The following is a 16,131-nucleotide window of genomic DNA, read 5'->3' as shown; positions in this document are numbered from 1 at the left end:
GATCGTGTAAATATTTCCATGGCATTCTCCGGTTTACCCGACTAAACCGCCAATCACTCGCCCAAAAACCCCGCAAACACTTGAATTAAAAAGTATTACGTCTGTTCACCCATGAATAGTAAATGTTGGCGCGCAACCTGCAGCGTGCAACTCCGCAATTCTGGTAACGTGCCCAGCAGTTGCTCCCTCGAGCGATTGCATAGATCACAAGGAAATTTCGTTTGAACGCTAAGTTGCTCTTCATTTTTTGTTTAAGTTTAATCACATGGGGTGGATTTGCCACGCTGTCAGCGCAAGAGAAACCGCCTGCAGAAGCTGAGCCCGCGCCGTCGCCGATTTCGTCAGAGCAAGCTGAAAAGCCTGAACGGCCGACGCATGAGTTTAGCCGCGCTTGGCTTGAAGATCGGGCGCAGGCATTGGCAGAGCAGCCCTATCAAGTGCGTCGTATCGACGATGAAAGTCCCCTGGGTCAACTCAGTTATGACGACTACAAACGCATACAATTTGAACGCGGTGCGACCATTTGGCGACGCGAAGACCGAAATTTTCGGGTGACGCCGCTGCACCCGGGTTTTCTGTTCAAGACACCGGTTAACTTAAATCTTGTTGTAGGCGGTGTGTCTCGCCGCATCCTATACACAACCGATATCTTTAACTATGACAATGACTTAACTGCGGTTAAGCAGACTGATGTGGAAGGATACTCAGGCTTCAGTGTGACTCATCCCATCAATACCGACACCAAGTGGGATGAATTTTTGGTTTTTCAGGGCGGAACTTATTTTCGCGCCGTTGGGCAAACGAATTGGTATGGACTATCTGCACGCGGGCTCGCCATCAATACGGCCAAACCCAAAGGCGAGGAATTTCCAGAGTTTACAGACTTTTGGATAGAGAGACCTCGAGAAGGGGCTGAGCGATTAGTCGTTCATGCGTTGATGCAAAGCCGCTCAGCTACGGGCGCATTTACCTTTAGCGCGACACCGGGTGAGCATACGCGTGTTGACGTCGACAGCGTGATTTACCCGCGTACTGACATCCCGCATTTTGGTATTGCGCCGCTTACATCCATGTTTTTGCTTAGCCCTCTGGATTCATCTCGATTCGACGATTTTCGCCCCGCTGTGCATGATAGTGATGGACTGCTGATGGTAAAATCTAACGGTGAGCGTATCTGGCGTTCTCTAGCGAATCCGCAACGTCTGCAGGTGTCTGCGTTTGTGGACAGTAACCCCCGCGGCTTTGGTTTGATGCAACGTAAACGTTCATTCCAAGATTTTGATGACATTGAAGCGCGCTATCATTTGAGGCCTTCTGCCTGGGTAACGCCTAAAGGGGATTGGGGCGAAGGGCACGTTGAACTTATCGAGATCCCCACGCGCGAAGAAATTCACGATAACATTGTTGCTTTTTGGCAACCAAAACGAGCGATGCGACAAGGGCAGCCGTACCCGTTTAGCTACACGCTGCATTTCGGCAGCCAGGCACCGCTGGGTGCTTATCCCGGCAAAATTGTTAGCACCGCCGCAGGGAAAACCCTGGGGACTGAGAATCAACGCAGCTTTGTCATTGACTATGCCGCAGATGAGTTGCCCTCAGACGTTAACGTAAGTGCATCAACGAGCAGCGGCCAGATCACCGGTCACATCAATAAGGTTGTGGAAGAGACGGGGCGGTTGCGAGTGGTTGTCAACTTTGCGCCAGGGGATGAGGATCTCGCCGAACTGCGCGTCGCGCTGACAGTCAATGATAGGCCGTGGGGCGAAACGTGGTTATACCGATGGACGCGTTAAACAAAACCTTGGCGACACCGCCAGAAGTCCCGATGGCAATGCCTGCACAGGACTTTTCTCAAAAACCGGCTGTGAAATATGCCGGGCAGGGATTCAAAGCTTTTTTGGCGCGCTTAATCACCTTTGGTGGCGCGACGCTACTGACTGCATTCGCTTGTTATCAAATGATATTGATTGTGTCTGAAGGCAACGTGACTTTCCTGCAATGGGTCATGGTCGGCTTGTTTGGACTCACGTTTGTATGGATAGCATTGGCTGCCTGCGGCGCCGTTTCCGGATTGTTGCTCTCGAAAAAATCACGCGGCAATAGCGACATGGATATTTCCGACACTCGCACCGTGCTGCTGATGCCGGTGTACAATGAAGATCCCAGCGAAACGTGCGCGGCACTTTATAGCATGGGCATGGCGCTGCATGACAAAGGACTGGGTGAGCAATTCGAATTGTTCATCATCTCTGATTCACGCAATCCTGATGTGTGGGTTAAAGAGACTGCGGCGGTTGATCATTTGCGCCAGTCGCTGCAGGGTAAAATCAATGTGTGGTACCGACGCCGACATGATAATCGTGCCAAAAAAGCCGGCAATGTACATGAGTTTGTTACGCGCTGGGGCGGGCGGTACGACTATATGATTGTGCTTGACGCAGACAGTTTACTGTCAGCTGATACGCTAAACACGCTGGTCGCGGAAATGGCGCATGATCCCAACAGCGGGATCATCCAAACTTTGCCCTGTTTGTATCGTGGCGACACGCTCTTTGCCCGCTTGCAGCAGTTTGCGGGTTCTGTGTACGGGCCAATCGTGGCGCGTGGAATATCAGCATGGCAGGGCAATGACGGCAATTACTGGGGGCATAATGCCATCATTCGCGTTAGCGCCTTTGCTGAGTCAGCAGGATTGCCGACCTTGGGCGGTGTGAAGCCATTTAAGGGTGATATTTTGTCGCACGACTTCGTCGAAGCAGCACTCATGCGCCGTGCAGGTTGGTCGGTGACCATGCTGCCTGATGTTAAAGGCTCGTGGGAAGAAAGCCCGCCAAGTTTATCGGATGTTGCAGTGCGGGATCGGCGCTGGGCTCAGGGTAATATTCAACATTTAGCGGTGTTAAAGGCGAGAGGGTTGCGCTGGCCTAACCGTTTTCACATGCTGACAGGGGTCATGGGCTACATGGCATCGCCGTTCTGGCTGGCCTTGATTGTGGTGGGCATCGCCATGTCTGTGCAGATCCACTACGTTGATGTGGAATACTTTTCTGATCAAATGACGTTAATTCCAAACTGGCCTCTGTTCGATTCAGAGCGCATGATCGAATTGTTTATTATGACCATGGGCGTATTGTTAGTGCCTAAGGTGCTAGGATTATTACGTGCATTCTTTCATCGCCCACTACGCAAACCCCTAGGCGTGATCAGAATGACACTGAGCACGCTGGTCGAAATTTTCTTTTCAGTGTTGTACGCGCCAATTTTCATGCTGATCCATTGCAAGCATGTATTCGATATTTTCCGGGGACGAGACTCTGGGTGGGCAACACAGCAGCGCCAGTCCCGCGGTATTCCGTGGAAGCTTGTGTGCCGACAACATGTATGGCACACGGCTATTGGCGTGGCAACTACCGGCTTACTGTATTATTACTCGCCCGCGCTGCTCATATGGCTATCACCCACGCTGGCCGGGTTGATCCTCGCGATACCATTGGCGGGGCTGAGTGGCAGCAAGAGGTTCGCATCAGGGTTGAAATCATTGGGGATCCTCAATATTCCAGAAGATGTAACTGAGTGCACAGAGATGCAATTGCGAGAGCGCTACGGCAAGTCATTGGCTCAGATGATAGCGTCAGTCAATATACGCACTTTGTTACAGGATGAAGCGCAACAGCGTGCGCATTTTTCATTAGCTTCGAAACTTCCTCCAGCGCCGCGCGGCGAACCTCACATTCACTATTTAAGCGCTTGTGCGAAGATTGATGATGCTGACACCAGTGAAGAGGCGTTGAGTTGGTTAAACAACGATGAAAAGCTGACGATCTTGTCAGACCGTCAGCTGTTTCAGGGCCTTGCTGGGAAGGCGCAGAGCGCTTAACTAGGTCAAGTCAAACAGTTCATCGGATAATGTTCGATTAAAGGTCAGGTCGGCGTCGAGTATAAACGGCGACTGTCCTTGAACACTCTCATCCATTTCAACACGAACATTGACCGGCAGTTGAGAGTCAGTGTCTACCCACAAGGTGATTGTCATACCTGATTCTTGGATTTCGTAACCGGCCACATTAACACCATCAAGCGTTTTTGTTGGCAACACGGCAACGTCGCCCTGATACTGTGTCACAGTGTGAAACCAGTTTAGTGGGTCTTGATCGGGCGTTGCATGAACGTTTTTATTTGGCGTGAAATCAAAAGGCATCCTCATGTCCCCCTGCGGCATAACGATCACACCTTTACCTTGTTCAACATCCAGAATATTAATGATCGGGTTTTGCGCTCCTTCGCCCACCAAGGGCGTGTTCTCTATGCGGACATTAGACGGTGCTCGGTAGAATACCTCCAAACGCATTAACGGTGCGCCGTTTGACTCAATGGTGCCGCGATACGTCATGGTTGAAATGTTCGATAGCGATTGCACTACACTGGCAAATGCAGGCGCAGTGACACTGCTGGATAACAGAATACCGACTGACAGCACGGCCACAAGCGCTAGTGAGGCTGCGGTCGCCCAGACGGGAAAGCCCCAATGCCACCCTGTATTTTTTTCAGCCACGGAATGTTGTGCAATTCGTGCCTGTAGCCTTTGCTGCATTTCGTGATCTTGTGATGCAGAAGGCTGCAACGCAAGCGTCGCGTCGATGGGGGATTGAAGGTTAGGATTTAACGGTTGTTCAACTTGCATAGTGTTCTCCTGATAATTCACGTTCGCCGAGTCGCGCAGAGAGTGTTGATTGCGCTCTGTTTAACGTAACACCCACGGCATTGGTGGTAAGATTGTGCAGTTCGGCAATCTCCTGATAGGAGTAACCTTCGATATGGCGCAGGCAAAATATCTCTGCGTCGCGCGTTTTTAACGCACTCAGCGCACAACGAAAGTTGGTCAGTTCCTGTGCGGTCTGCGTGCGATGAAAAGGCTCATGCTGAGTACTGCCTTGCTGATCGGCAACTTCCTCCCACTCCATTTCGCCACGCCTTTGCTGCTTCCTGAGTAAGTCTATGGCAGTAGAAATAGACATACTCTTCAAATAACCCGGCCAGTGCGACATCGCATTGAACTTGCGGCTCGACATGGAAAAGAGTTTGATAAAGACATCTTGGGTAATGTCTTCGGCTAGATGGGTATCACCAAGTAACCGATAAGCACTATGGAATACCTGTTTCCCATAGCGCTCAGCGAGTTTGGCGATCTCTGCCTGTTGATGTAATTGCGACAATGTAGCTCTCCCGTTTTGCGTTCATAAGACTAACGCTGTGAGTGAGCTTTTTATTACAAAAATTTTTCGAAGGTCAACGCGCTCTGGTTTATTGCGGGTTGCTGAGTTCGCCCACAACCACTTGCAATGTCATGCGTTGATTATCACCGCGCATCACTTCTAGGGTCATGATTGTACCCGGTGGTGTTTCGGCGATGAGATCGAGCGCTTTCGGCGCGCTTTCAACGGGTTCGCCATCAATCGCCACCAGTAAGTCATTGACCTGCAAGCCACCGGTATCGGCAGGGCTACCAGGTTGCACGCCAGTCACAACAATACCGCTGCGATTGTAGAACTCGCTGCCATTAAAGCCCAATTGGCCGCGAGTGACTTTGCCGGTGGCAATAATCTGGTTCATAACGCGAATAGCCAGTTCATAAGGTATGGCAAAGTTTACGCCGTCGACAGCTCGCACTCGCCGGCGGTTGTCGCGAACTAAAAAACTCGCGTTGGTGATACCAATTAAATAGCCATCGCTGTCGACCAAAGCGCCGCCAGAATTGCCTTGGTTGAGTACGGCATCCGTTTGCACAAAGTCAACAAAGTTGGCTAAACCATTACGTCCGGTCTTACTGACAATACCGTGAGTAATGGTCTGACCCAAATCGTAGGGATTACCGATGGCCATCACTAAATCGCCCACGCGTGTTTGTGTATCTTCCAGTTGCGGCATAACGTGCAAATTATCCGCATTGACCTTAAGTACTGCCAAATCGGTGAACACATCAAAACCGACCATTTGAGCTTCTAAAAAGCGGCCATCCTGCAACTGTACATTGATACTATCGGCGTCGTTAACCACGTGATAACAGGTTAAAATGTACCCTGTTTCCGTCATGACCACACCCGAGCCCAAACTGGTTCGTTCACGCGACCGGGCGGGATTAAACAGGCTGCTCGTATTTTCAATACTGACGCTGTAGATATTCACTACAGCAGGCGCCGACACACTCAGAGCATCGTAGTAACTCAGGCGGTTAATAGCACTGCGTGGAGAATTGTCGAAGAAATGTTTGCCAAATCCATTGCCTACGCGCAAGTCGGGAACGAACAACAAAATCAGTGCTGCCACGATGCAGCCAAGCAGCACGGAGCGAAACACAAAAGATACAATCTGTTTGATTGACATGAAGGCAGTTAAACTCTCTTATCGTTATTAACCTTTGCTGCCGTACCGTGAAGAATACGCATTTTCCCATTCGGACCTGTTGCTCGTTGCCATGGTCCCGCGCCAAGTGTGCGCAGCCAAACGCGTGCTGCCAAGCGTAAAGCGAGGTCTAACGGGCTGTCGGTAGAATAGCAATTAACCGCTGCTAATTATAGTCAGTTCAGGGGCATCTGCCTGATAATTCACTAAATTTAACGAGAATAGCGCCGTCATAAAAAAAGGCAGCCGAAGCTGCCTTAGTGCATTGAGGTGGGAACCCTGTTAACGGATCACGAGATAAAGGGTCGAATTACCGCGCTTAACATTGAGTGCAATCACTCCTTTGGCGTCTGAAATCACGTTACCAAATTCTGTGACGGTGGTTACACGCTGTCGGTTAACACCCACGATAACGTCATCTTTTTGCAAACCAATCCGAGCAGCCGGGCTGCGTGGGGCCAATTCTGTCACCTCAATCCCACGGTTACCTGCATTATCCTGACCATTGGACAGAGTTGCACCTTCCAAGGCAGGATGGATATCTTTCGCACTTGCCACGCTGGCTTCAGCATCACCCAGTGTGACCATTTTCTTAATCTCTTCGCCTTTGCGAATAATCGTCAATTCAATTTCAGTGCCTGCGCCCAAGCTTGCCACTTTGGCTCGCAGCTCCTCAAAGCTGTTCAACGAACGACCATTTAACGCCACGATAATGTCGCCAGGTTGCAAATCGGCCTTTTCGGCAGCTGAGTCGGGAGTGACTTCGTTGATAAATGCACCCTTATTGACGTTAGACTCCATGGCTTCAGCCAGTCCTGCGTCAATATTGCTGCCAAGGATACCCAACAGACCGCGACGGACTTCGCCGAATTCAACGATCTGATCCACTAAACTTTTCATCATATTACTCGGAATAGCAAAGCCGATACCTACATTGCCACCGCCTGGTCCGAAAATCGCGGTATTGATACCAATGAGCTCACCGTGGAGATTGACCAAAGCGCCACCCGAATTACCACGGTTGATCGCAGCATCGGTTTGAATAAAGTCTTCATAGCCACCAATGTTAAGGCCGGACCGACCTAATGCGCTAACAATCCCCGATGTAACGGTTTGGCTCAGGCCAAATGGATTACCAATGGCAACAGTGAAGTCACCAACTCGCAGTTCATCTGAATTAGCTAGAGGCAAGGCCGATAAGTTCTCACCGTCGATTTGCAGCAAGGCAATATCGCTTTGCGGATCAGAGCCGAGTTTCTTCGCTTCGAATTCTCGACCATCGGTTAACTTCACCATCACCTTATCGGCGTTATCTACCACATGGTTGTTAGTCACAACATAGCCTTTGTCAGCGTCAATGATGACACCAGAGCCTAAACCGCGGAACGGGCGCTCTTGCACCTGCTCATTCGGGGCACCAAAGAAGTAACGAAACATTTCAGGAATTTCCTGACGCGAAGTTTGTGTGCCCTCAACGGCGATACTCACCACCGCAGGCGTCGCTTTCTCCAGCATAGGTGCCAGCGAAGGTACTTCACTTTTTTTATCACTATTGAAAAAAGGTAGCGCTGAGAACGCGGGCGAACTCACTGCCACCGCAGCCATGGATACACTCAAAACTGCAAGTAGATACCGTAATTGTTTACTCATTTAGGTGTAGACTCCTATTCATTCACTACGCAAAAACTGACTGTTTTACAGGGAAATAGTTCAGCTTAGGATTTCGTTCGTTCGGCAGAACGGTCTTTCGTGTCGACGAACAACCCAGAGCCTGAATTTGCAAAATCTCGTGGCTGTTGTTCTGAGCTTTCCTGCTTTTGCTGCTTGGTTTTATACGCGTTACGCAGCATCGCCGTGGTTTGCTCACCAAAGAAAGACAGTTTTTCCTCGTCTTCCTGCGGCTCTTTTGTTTGCAGATGTGATTCGTAATCCTCAATTTGGTTACGTAATGCGCTTAATTGGTGCTCCAAGCCTTCAATAGTTTGCTTGGTTTGAAACACATGATGTTCGGCCTGCTGCGTCATCACAGCTTTGACATTCTGTGCGGCGGTTTTCTGTGCTGCATTTTGGCCGTCACGGCGGGCATGCATAAATTGCGCGCTGAAAAAGCCAATAATCAGGCCTACCACTACAAGCCCAATGGCGATGAGTATGTCCATAAAGTCTCCACGACGGTTTTTATCTAATTAAAGTTTATATCAAATGCGCAGGGTCTGTTGATTTTTGTTCTGCGGCACAAACCATCATCGCATTTGCGCGTATTCCTGAGTATCATAACGAATCACTTCGCCCCCTGATGTGGGGCGATTACGCGTATTTTCAAGTTCGCATTTTGAAAACTGAGGAATTCTTACAGCGTATGACGCCTCTCGAAAAATATCAGCAAGACTTAACTCAACCCGACTTTCAGTATGACGCTGCACAGGAAAAGGCGGTGCTGGAGCTTCAGCGTTTATACGATGAATTAACTCAGCCAAATAGAAAAATCACGTGGCGCATTAAGCTGAAATCGAAATTTGGTTTGGGCATGACAAAGCCCTCCATTCAAGGCTTGTATTTCTGGGGAGGCGTGGGGCGCGGAAAAACGTATTTGGTTGATACGTTTTACGAGTGCTTACCTTTTGATGATAAATTGCGTGTCCACTTTCACCGATTTATGCACCGTGTACATCAAGAACTCAAGCAGCTTTCGGGTCAATCAGATCCGCTGAAAACCATTGCTGAAAAGTTGGCCAAAGAAACGCGGGTTATCTGTTTCGACGAGTTTTTCGTTTCTGATATTACCGATGCCATGATTTTGGGTACGTTGTTTGAGAACTTGTTTGCGCACGGCATTGTGCTGGTAGCAACGTCCAATATCATACCTGATGAGCTGTATCGAAACGGTCTACAACGGGCACGCTTTCTGCCCGCTATCGAACTGATCAACCAAAACACACGCGTTGTGAACGTCGACAGCGGTGTTGACTATCGTTTGCGCACGTTGGAGCAGGCCGAAATTTATCATCATCCGTTGGATGCCGAGGCAAACGAAAATTTACACAAGTATTTCAGTCAGCTAGCGCCAGAGGCAGGCCGAAACGACTGTAATATCATGATTGCAGGCCGAAAAATCCCCGTGATCCACGAAGCTGATGGTGTGGTTATGTTAGAATTCAAGGCGCTGTGCGACGGGCCACGTAGCCAATCAGACTACATTGAAATAAGCCGTATTTATCATTCTGTGCTAGTCGCTAATGTCAAACAGATGGGCCAGGAGAACGATGATATTGCTCGGCGATTTATCGCTATGGTTGATGAATTTTACGAACGTCATGTGAAATTAATCATCTCTGCTGAGGTTGCCATGGAGGCACTGTATACTCAAGGTCGCTTAGCCTTTGAGTTTAAACGTTGCTTAAGCCGGTTACAGGAAATGCAGTCACGCGAATACCTGGCTAAGCAGCATTTAGCATAGCGGCTATTCAGCGCCTGTTAAACTGGGTAGAATTAACTTATTAAATAGTAGGGATTGCAGTCCCTGCTGGTTTCGATGCGTATTGCGTTGTGGCCGTTTCACAATAACCATAAGAGATTACGATGGGAAGAGCATTTGAAGTAAGAAAAAACGCCATGGCCAAAACGGCTGGCGTAAAGACAAAAGTGTATTCAAAGTACGGTAAAGAGATTTACGTCTGTGCTAAAAATGGTGGCCCGGATCCGGATGCCAATCTGTCGCTTCGCCGCTTGATGGACAAAGCTAAAAAAGATCAGGTGCCCGGCCATGTGATTGAAAAAGCGATCGACAAAGCGGTCGGTGGTGCTGGCGAAGATTTCGTGCCGATGCGCTATGAAGGGTTTGGCCCGGGTAACTGCATGGTGATCGTAGATTGCTTGTCAGACAATGCTAACCGCACCATCACTGACGTAAGAAACTGTTTTACCAAAACAAAATCGAATTTAGGCGCGCAGGGCGCAGTATCACATATGTTCGATCACCAAGCGATTTTTCAGTTTGCCGGTGATGATGAAGATGCGATCCTTGAAGTGTTGATGGAGGCTGATGTTGATGTGACTGATGTGGAATGCGAAGACGGCATGATCAGTGTGTTCGCCCCACACACTGAATTTTATCAGGTGAAAACCGCCTTAACGGAAGCTTACCCAGATATAAATTTCGACACTGAAGAAATGTCATTTGTACCGCAGACTCACGTTGAGATCAGCGAAGACGACAAGCCGATGTTTGAGAAATTTATGACTATGCTCGAAGATTGCGACGACGTACAAGACGTTTATCACAACGCGATTGTGCCTGAATAGACATTCACACGCTCCACAATGCCCTCGGTTCTTGAGGGCATTTTTGTCTTTAGAATCGGTACATCGGCGTATAGTCGCCTAGACATGAGGATGTGTGCGTTCACTCTCAACGAACGCCTCAAGCGCTGCGCCCGGATCTTCCTCACCGGCAACTGAAAAGTCGGCCGCATCAGCGGATTGACTGTCGGTGCCATAATCTCGCATGATTTTGCTATTCTGCCACCGTTTATCGGCATCCTTCGTCAGTTTTACGGCTGTCATTAAAAAGCCATCGTCGGGTAAGGTTGGCATCGCTGTCAGGTCAATCGACACGTGGCTGTTAACAGCCCTGTAAGTCATTGATGACGTCAAGAAACGCACAGCGCTTTCCATCAGTGCGAGCGTTATCCACTCTCCAGCACAGCGGTGATGTTTGTCGTAGAAGCCTCCGCCTTGTGGGATCAATGCAAAAGCATCATTTTCTCTTTTCGCAAAGCGCTCTGGATTAAATTCATCGGCTTGACGCCACATACCGGGAGCCCGGTTAGTGCCATAAAGATCCAATAACACTCGGGTGCCTTGCTCAAATCGGTATCCTTGCCAAGTGAAGTCTCGTGCAACCTTGGCCGCCGCAAACGGAAAATAAGGATAGTAACGTCTTACTTCCTGCACAAAATGATGAATGTCGTCATCACTACCGTTGGCCAACGTGCTGTGATATTCCGGGTGCTTGTGCAGGGCAAAGGCACAAAAACACACGTAACGACCAATGGCTACGATAGGCCGGATGATATTTAACAGGTCAACCGCCGCCGCTTTGGCATCAATAAGGCTGCCGTTCGGTGATCGATAATGCGCAAACACATGCAGAGCGCAGTGTTTATCGCTATTCGTAGCATTGTCTCTGGAGTCTTGTATTAATTTCTGCGCCCAACGCTCGGCACGCTGTCTGGCAATGATCCCTTTTACATGCGAGGGGCCGATGGAGGCTGGCGATTCGATCATCGCCACCATGTTCTCCGTTTGTTTGTGCGCGTTCACTGTGGACAGGTCAATCCCGCTCCATTGAGCGGCAGCTAAAAAGCAAATGTGATTGACTTCATTGTATAGGCTCACCGATTCTTGCTGTGGCCATTGTTTGGCATTTTCAATCCAGTGGGCTTGAAAAATATCAGTTAAATCAGCAATGCGCTCAGAGGACATCAACGACATAAACATGGCTTTGCGATGCTGATGCGCCTGGCCGTCTAAACCTTGTACGCCTTCTTTCCCGGTTAACGTGCGTTGCAACCGACTGGGCGCAGCGCCGTGCCGAATAAATTTGTCGTTATCATAAAATATCTCAGCGGCCTCTCGCCCGCGAAGGCATATTGTCTTTTTAAGCAATAGCCTGGTCTGAAAAACATCTGAGCCTAACCGCTTACATTGATGACTGATAAATTCATTGCCTTCACGCAGCAGCGATAACGTTTGGTCAAACCAATGGGCTTTGGGGATTGCAGTCATAGTGTAGATTCCTATCCGATTCATTGCCCACGAAGCAGCGTAAAGCATGGGCATTGCTGATAGAAAACTCACATGCATAAAGCTCACCGAAACCGATAAGCTGTTGATTACGCGCAGTTGGTTGGGAGATTTGTTGCTTTGAGCTGTAAAAATGCGTGCCAGTTTTCTCATTTTTACACCCTTCAATGCGCACTGGTCTATAGTGAATAACGAACCTCGAACGCTGCAATTGATGCAGCATAAATACTAAATTTCAATTCAAAGGAATAAAGCAAATGTCTTATGTCGATGGGTTTGTTGCTGCGGTGCCAAAAGCGAATAAGCAGCAGTATTTACAGCATGCGAAAGTCGCTGCTGTCGTTTTTCGTGAGCATGGGGCTTCCCGTGTCGTTGAGTGTTGGGAAGATGATGTGCCGGAAGGTGAAGTCACGTCATTTCCAAAAGCGGTTTTGAAACAGGATGATGAGTCCATTGTGTTTTCATGGGTAGAATGGCCGTCAAAAGCGATCCGTGATGTTGGCATGCAGAAAGTGTTTGAAGATGAACGAATGACGTCAGGCCACAATCCGATGCCTTTCGATGGCAAGCGTCTCATTTACGGTGGGTTTAACCTTATTCAGGAGGCATAGCGACGATGTCACTGATCTCGCGACTATTGATTGTCAGACGCGGATGATGCGCGTAAACTCGCTACCGAGCCAGCCAGACAATCGCCGTCTTATTTCGGTAAGAGGGAGGAAAGTCCGGGCTCCACAGGGCAGGGTGCCAGATAACGTCTGGGCGGCGTGAGCCGACGACAAGTGCAGCAGAGAGAAGACCGCCTAAGTGCAATGTATTGCACCGGTAAGGGTGAAAGGGTGCGGTAAGAGCGCACCGCGCCGCTGGTAACAGTGTGTGGCAAGGTAAACTCCACCCGGAGCAAGACCAAATAGGATCCCATTTTGCGGCCCGCATCGGGATCGGGTAGGTTGCTTGAGCCAATGAGTGATTATTGGCCTAGAGGAATGATTGTCGCGCTAGCAATAGCGAACAGAACCCGGCTTATCGGCTGGCTCGTCAATTTTAGGTTAACCCATTAAATTCAGTGGGTTAGCTTTTCTTCGCGCCAAAGTTGTTAGTTGTGTGTAGCAAATGGCACACAAAATTGCACACAAAAACAAAGTTCCCTATACAATCCTTCGAGGAAGCGTCTACTATTTTAATGCTCGCACAAATGCAGGCTTCATAAGAGTCACTTTGGAAACGAGTAGATTCGAAGATGCATTAGCAGTAATTTCAGAAGTTATTAGGGAAAGCTCAAGGATTGGAGGAATTAGATTAATGAGTAAGTCAGAGCTAACTGAACTAGTAGATAAAACCAAAGAACGTATTCTTAATATTGCAAAAGCAGTCTTGGATTTAGATAGCAAAGAACACGAAAAGTCTGTAAGCGATTATAGGAAGTATCATAACGCCCAAGTGTCAAAGCACCATAGTTACTCGCATGTGCCTCCTGAGTATTATTCCAGCGAAAAAGTTCACCAACCTGTGAGTGTTCAAAGTTATGAAGATTTTATGTTTAATAAAATGTTTGCAAATGAATACCGTGGCGCTCGCAAAAGTCTTTGATAGTCAGTCCACTTTTTTGTTGCTTGTCAAAAATGCGGAGCCATTCGGCTTTGGTTCGGCGTTTCTTTTTCATAAGGACCTCGTGTTAATAATTGAGGCATTATATTGGCGGTTTGGACTTAGCTTGGGAATATGTGGTTTACTAGACGCTTACGCTTCAACTTTAAACTCTTGGGTATGTCGTTCGCCTTTGCTCATAAACACCTATTTCTTGAAGTTACATTGTAACTGCATTAGTGTCTAGTAAAGTCTGGGAAGTCCAGAGTGAGCCTTTTGCGGTAGTGCCCTTTATCACTCCAATAGTGCCAATTTCAAACGTTGCAGTTTCTATCAACTGACGTTTTACGGCTTCGGTTGCATATACTGGCGATGATGAACACCCGCACTCGCTATTTTTCACAGTAAGGTAAAATTCATCCGAAAAGGCCAAATGGATATTATTTTATCCATCATTGAGTGAAGTGTTGAAAAAATTACTCTATATAACCTTTCTAAACTGTTATTTTTGAGTCTAAACACCAATATAAAAACGGCACTGTTTTTCCGTAGACATGACCAAGAAGCACCACAAAGATTTAGTAAAAGCCATAGGCGAGTGTTGAGCAAACAGGCATTAGCGTTACAAAAAAATTAAACCAAGGCGTTATCGCGATTGTGCATAAGATAAAGCCTGGCCATGGAGTTAAAAGAAGTGACGGTAGTAATTTATACCGCACTCTTTTCTACTTTAATGAAGTAATAAGTTCAAACAAATGCAAATTTTAGTGGTCTGTTTGAACGCCTTTTGTTTCTCTGATTCGTTTTCCAAATAAAGAGATAGTTTCTAGTGTTGCTTTTCTTGCGCTGTCTACCGCAAATGAATGTTGTTGGAAGCTATGCACAAGATCTGGATACAACATATAGTCTACGTCTACTCCGGCCTCTCTCAATTGTTTAGCATAAAGAGAAGCCTGGTCACGCAAAATATCAAAACCACCAACGCTGATTATCGCGGGCGGCATTTTCGCCTTGTCTTTAAACAGTATTGGAGAGGCTAAAACATCTTTTCTCAGCGTCTTGTCTGGGTAGTATTCAGCAAGTACTACATCTGCAAACGGCCTGTCCAACCCAAATCCGGTTGCAAAAAGATCGCCCGATTCATAAAAATCTTCACTCCTATGTATATCCACAGAAGGGTAGTATAACAGCATAAAATCAGGTCGTTTAAGTCCGTTTTGAATCGAGTAAACGGCAATTGACGCTGCAAGATTTCCACCAGCACTGTCACCACCAACGGCAATTTTATTAGGATATACGCCAATTTTATTCGCATGTTCCACTACAAACTCGTACGCTAAATATGCGTCTTTATGTGCTGCTGGATAACTAAATTGAGGCGCCAATCGATAGCTTGCTGCCGCTACCACCACGTTTGCATTATTGGCTAGCAGTTTGTAAAAAGGGTGATGAGAATCGAGGCTCCCAAACAACCACCCTCCGCCGTGGAAGTAAAGAATTATAGGAATCGGGGAATCTTTAGAATAAGAATCCGGGTAGTAAAAACGTATCGTTGTAATAGCTCCGTCTTTTTCTACGGTTTGCTCAGTGATCTTTTTCATTGGCTTACTTTCAAGTGTTCTTCCTGCCCAATTTGCGTCGACGCCGGCTCGAAGGGCGTTAGCTGACTCGGGATTTGAAAGCAAAGATCCGTAATCTGTTACTTCATCACCTCTTGAGTATTTTTCTAAGTGAAATTGAAGTTTAGGGTGCAGTAATGCCCCATCTACCATATCAGGACTAGCTGACAGCTGCGAAGCAAAATAGCTGTTAGACTGTTCCTTCATTTTTTCATAGTAGTCTAAATCTTCACCTTCAAATTGTTTGGTCTTCACTGTAACAGGCATTGCACTGAATTCTGGCATTGATGACGCGTAGGAGTGCGCTATAAATAAAACGCTTATAAAAGAAGCTAAAAGCCCCCGACAAATTTTTAATAATTTCAATGTTCTAACCTTTGGTTGATGAATCGGTGTTCGTCTATAATAGTATTTTTACTGATAATAATGCAATTTTAAGTTTTGTATCTTAACATATAATTTACTTAAGAGACTTACATTATCTTAATCAATCATTTGCTCTTCGCAAAAGTTTCAGGGTAGCGGTCGCAAGATTGTTCAAATCCCATGTAAATAATAAAATATTTACGAACAAACACCTAAGCTAAATGTCATGTTCACTATTAATTTAAATGTCAAATTATAAATATATGTTACATATTAAAGGTTGACTTAATTTAGTCATAATGTATTTTTAATGTAAATAATACGTTTAATAAACTAACATAATACATTTAGTGGG

The 16,131-nt window shown here is 47.3% G+C and carries 14 protein-coding genes and 1 other RNA gene; 7 read left to right on the top strand and 8 right to left on the bottom strand.

Annotation, left to right across the window (positions count from 1 at the left end):
• Positions 1-221: 221 nt before the first annotated feature.
• Both KIU71_RS02140 and mdoH read left to right on the top strand, forming a co-directional pair.
• Positions 222-1,793 carry a glucan biosynthesis protein gene (locus tag KIU71_RS02140; RefSeq protein WP_214129509.1) on the top strand — a complete coding sequence of 524 codons (1,572 nt, stop codon included), beginning with the start codon at positions 222-224 and terminating at the stop codon, positions 1,791-1,793.
• Positions 1,781-3,877, top strand: a complete 2,097-nt coding sequence (mdoH, locus tag KIU71_RS02135; protein WP_214129508.1) for a glucans biosynthesis glucosyltransferase MdoH — start codon at positions 1,781-1,783, stop codon at positions 3,875-3,877. Before KIU71_RS02140 ends, mdoH begins: the two co-directional genes overlap by 13 nt.
• Here mdoH and KIU71_RS02130 read toward each other — a convergent pair whose 3' ends face one another.
• The 5 genes from KIU71_RS02130 to KIU71_RS02110 form a co-directional block, all read right to left on the bottom strand.
• Positions 3,878-4,681 (bottom strand): hypothetical protein, encoded by an 804-nt coding sequence (locus tag KIU71_RS02130; protein ID WP_214129507.1) that lies wholly within the window; start codon positions 4,679-4,681, stop codon positions 3,878-3,880.
• Positions 4,671-5,213: an RNA polymerase sigma factor gene (locus KIU71_RS02125; protein ID WP_214129506.1), complete on the bottom strand. Its 543-nt coding sequence runs from the start codon at positions 5,211-5,213 to the stop codon at positions 4,671-4,673. Before KIU71_RS02125 ends, KIU71_RS02130 begins: the two co-directional genes overlap by 11 nt.
• 88 nt (positions 5,214-5,301) lie before the next feature.
• Positions 5,302-6,381 (bottom strand): trypsin-like peptidase domain-containing protein, encoded by a 1,080-nt coding sequence (locus KIU71_RS02120; protein WP_214129505.1) that lies wholly within the window; start codon positions 6,379-6,381, stop codon positions 5,302-5,304.
• A 300-nt stretch (positions 6,382-6,681) separates the two neighbouring features.
• Positions 6,682-8,049 carry a DegQ family serine endoprotease gene (locus KIU71_RS02115; protein WP_214129504.1) on the bottom strand — a complete coding sequence of 456 codons (1,368 nt, stop codon included), beginning with the start codon at positions 8,047-8,049 and terminating at the stop codon, positions 6,682-6,684.
• A gap of 65 nt (positions 8,050-8,114) precedes the next feature.
• A complete protein-coding gene (locus KIU71_RS02110) occupies positions 8,115-8,558 on the bottom strand; it encodes a ZapG family protein (RefSeq protein WP_214129503.1) in 444 nt (147 codons plus the stop codon).
• A gap of 200 nt (positions 8,559-8,758) precedes the next feature.
• On the opposite strand from KIU71_RS02110, the gene zapE reads away from it, so the two are divergent.
• Together zapE and KIU71_RS02100 are read left to right on the top strand one after the other, a co-directional pair.
• On the top strand, positions 8,759-9,856 hold the full coding sequence (zapE, locus tag KIU71_RS02105; RefSeq protein WP_214129502.1) for a cell division protein ZapE: 1,098 nt from the start codon (positions 8,759-8,761) through the stop codon (positions 9,854-9,856).
• 122 nt (positions 9,857-9,978) lie between these two features.
• A complete protein-coding gene (locus KIU71_RS02100; RefSeq protein WP_214129501.1) occupies positions 9,979-10,701 on the top strand; it encodes a YebC/PmpR family DNA-binding transcriptional regulator in 723 nt (240 codons plus the stop codon).
• 78 nt (positions 10,702-10,779) lie between these two features.
• Here KIU71_RS02100 and KIU71_RS02095 read toward each other — a convergent pair whose 3' ends face one another.
• Complete coding sequence (locus tag KIU71_RS02095; RefSeq protein ID WP_214129500.1) at positions 10,780-12,186, bottom strand: cytochrome P450; 1,407 nt, start codon at positions 12,184-12,186, stop codon at positions 10,780-10,782.
• A gap of 275 nt (positions 12,187-12,461) precedes the next feature.
• Between KIU71_RS02095 and KIU71_RS02090 the strand changes: the two genes are divergently transcribed.
• The 3 genes from KIU71_RS02090 to KIU71_RS02080 all read left to right on the top strand — a co-directional run bounded on the left by KIU71_RS02090 (position 12,462) and on the right by KIU71_RS02080 (position 13,794).
• Positions 12,462-12,815: a DUF1428 domain-containing protein gene (locus tag KIU71_RS02090; protein ID WP_214129499.1), complete on the top strand. Its 354-nt coding sequence runs from the start codon at positions 12,462-12,464 to the stop codon at positions 12,813-12,815.
• 65 nt (positions 12,816-12,880) lie between these two features.
• An RNA gene (gene rnpB, locus KIU71_RS02085) (RNase P RNA component class A) lies at positions 12,881-13,246 on the top strand.
• Between the two features lie 260 nt (positions 13,247-13,506).
• A complete protein-coding gene (locus tag KIU71_RS02080) occupies positions 13,507-13,794 on the top strand; it encodes a hypothetical protein (RefSeq protein WP_214129498.1) in 288 nt (95 codons plus the stop codon).
• Here KIU71_RS02080 and tnpA read toward each other — a convergent pair.
• A complete protein-coding gene (gene tnpA / locus KIU71_RS18090; protein WP_390881758.1) occupies positions 13,745-13,867 on the bottom strand; it encodes an IS66 family insertion sequence element accessory protein TnpA in 123 nt (40 codons plus the stop codon). The two genes, KIU71_RS02080 and tnpA, sit on opposite strands and share 50 nt — an antisense overlap.
• 688 nt (positions 13,868-14,555) lie before the next feature.
• On the bottom strand, positions 14,556-15,776 hold the full coding sequence (locus KIU71_RS02075; RefSeq protein WP_214129497.1) for an alpha/beta hydrolase: 1,221 nt from the start codon (positions 15,774-15,776) through the stop codon (positions 14,556-14,558).
• Positions 15,777-16,131 lie beyond the last annotated feature (355 nt).

This window comes from Alteromonas oceanisediminis (assembly GCF_018474025.1).
GTDB classification, from domain to species: domain Bacteria; phylum Pseudomonadota; class Gammaproteobacteria; order Enterobacterales; family Alteromonadaceae; genus Alteromonas_E; species Alteromonas_E oceanisediminis.
This window is presented reverse-complemented; position numbering and strand designations above follow the sequence as displayed.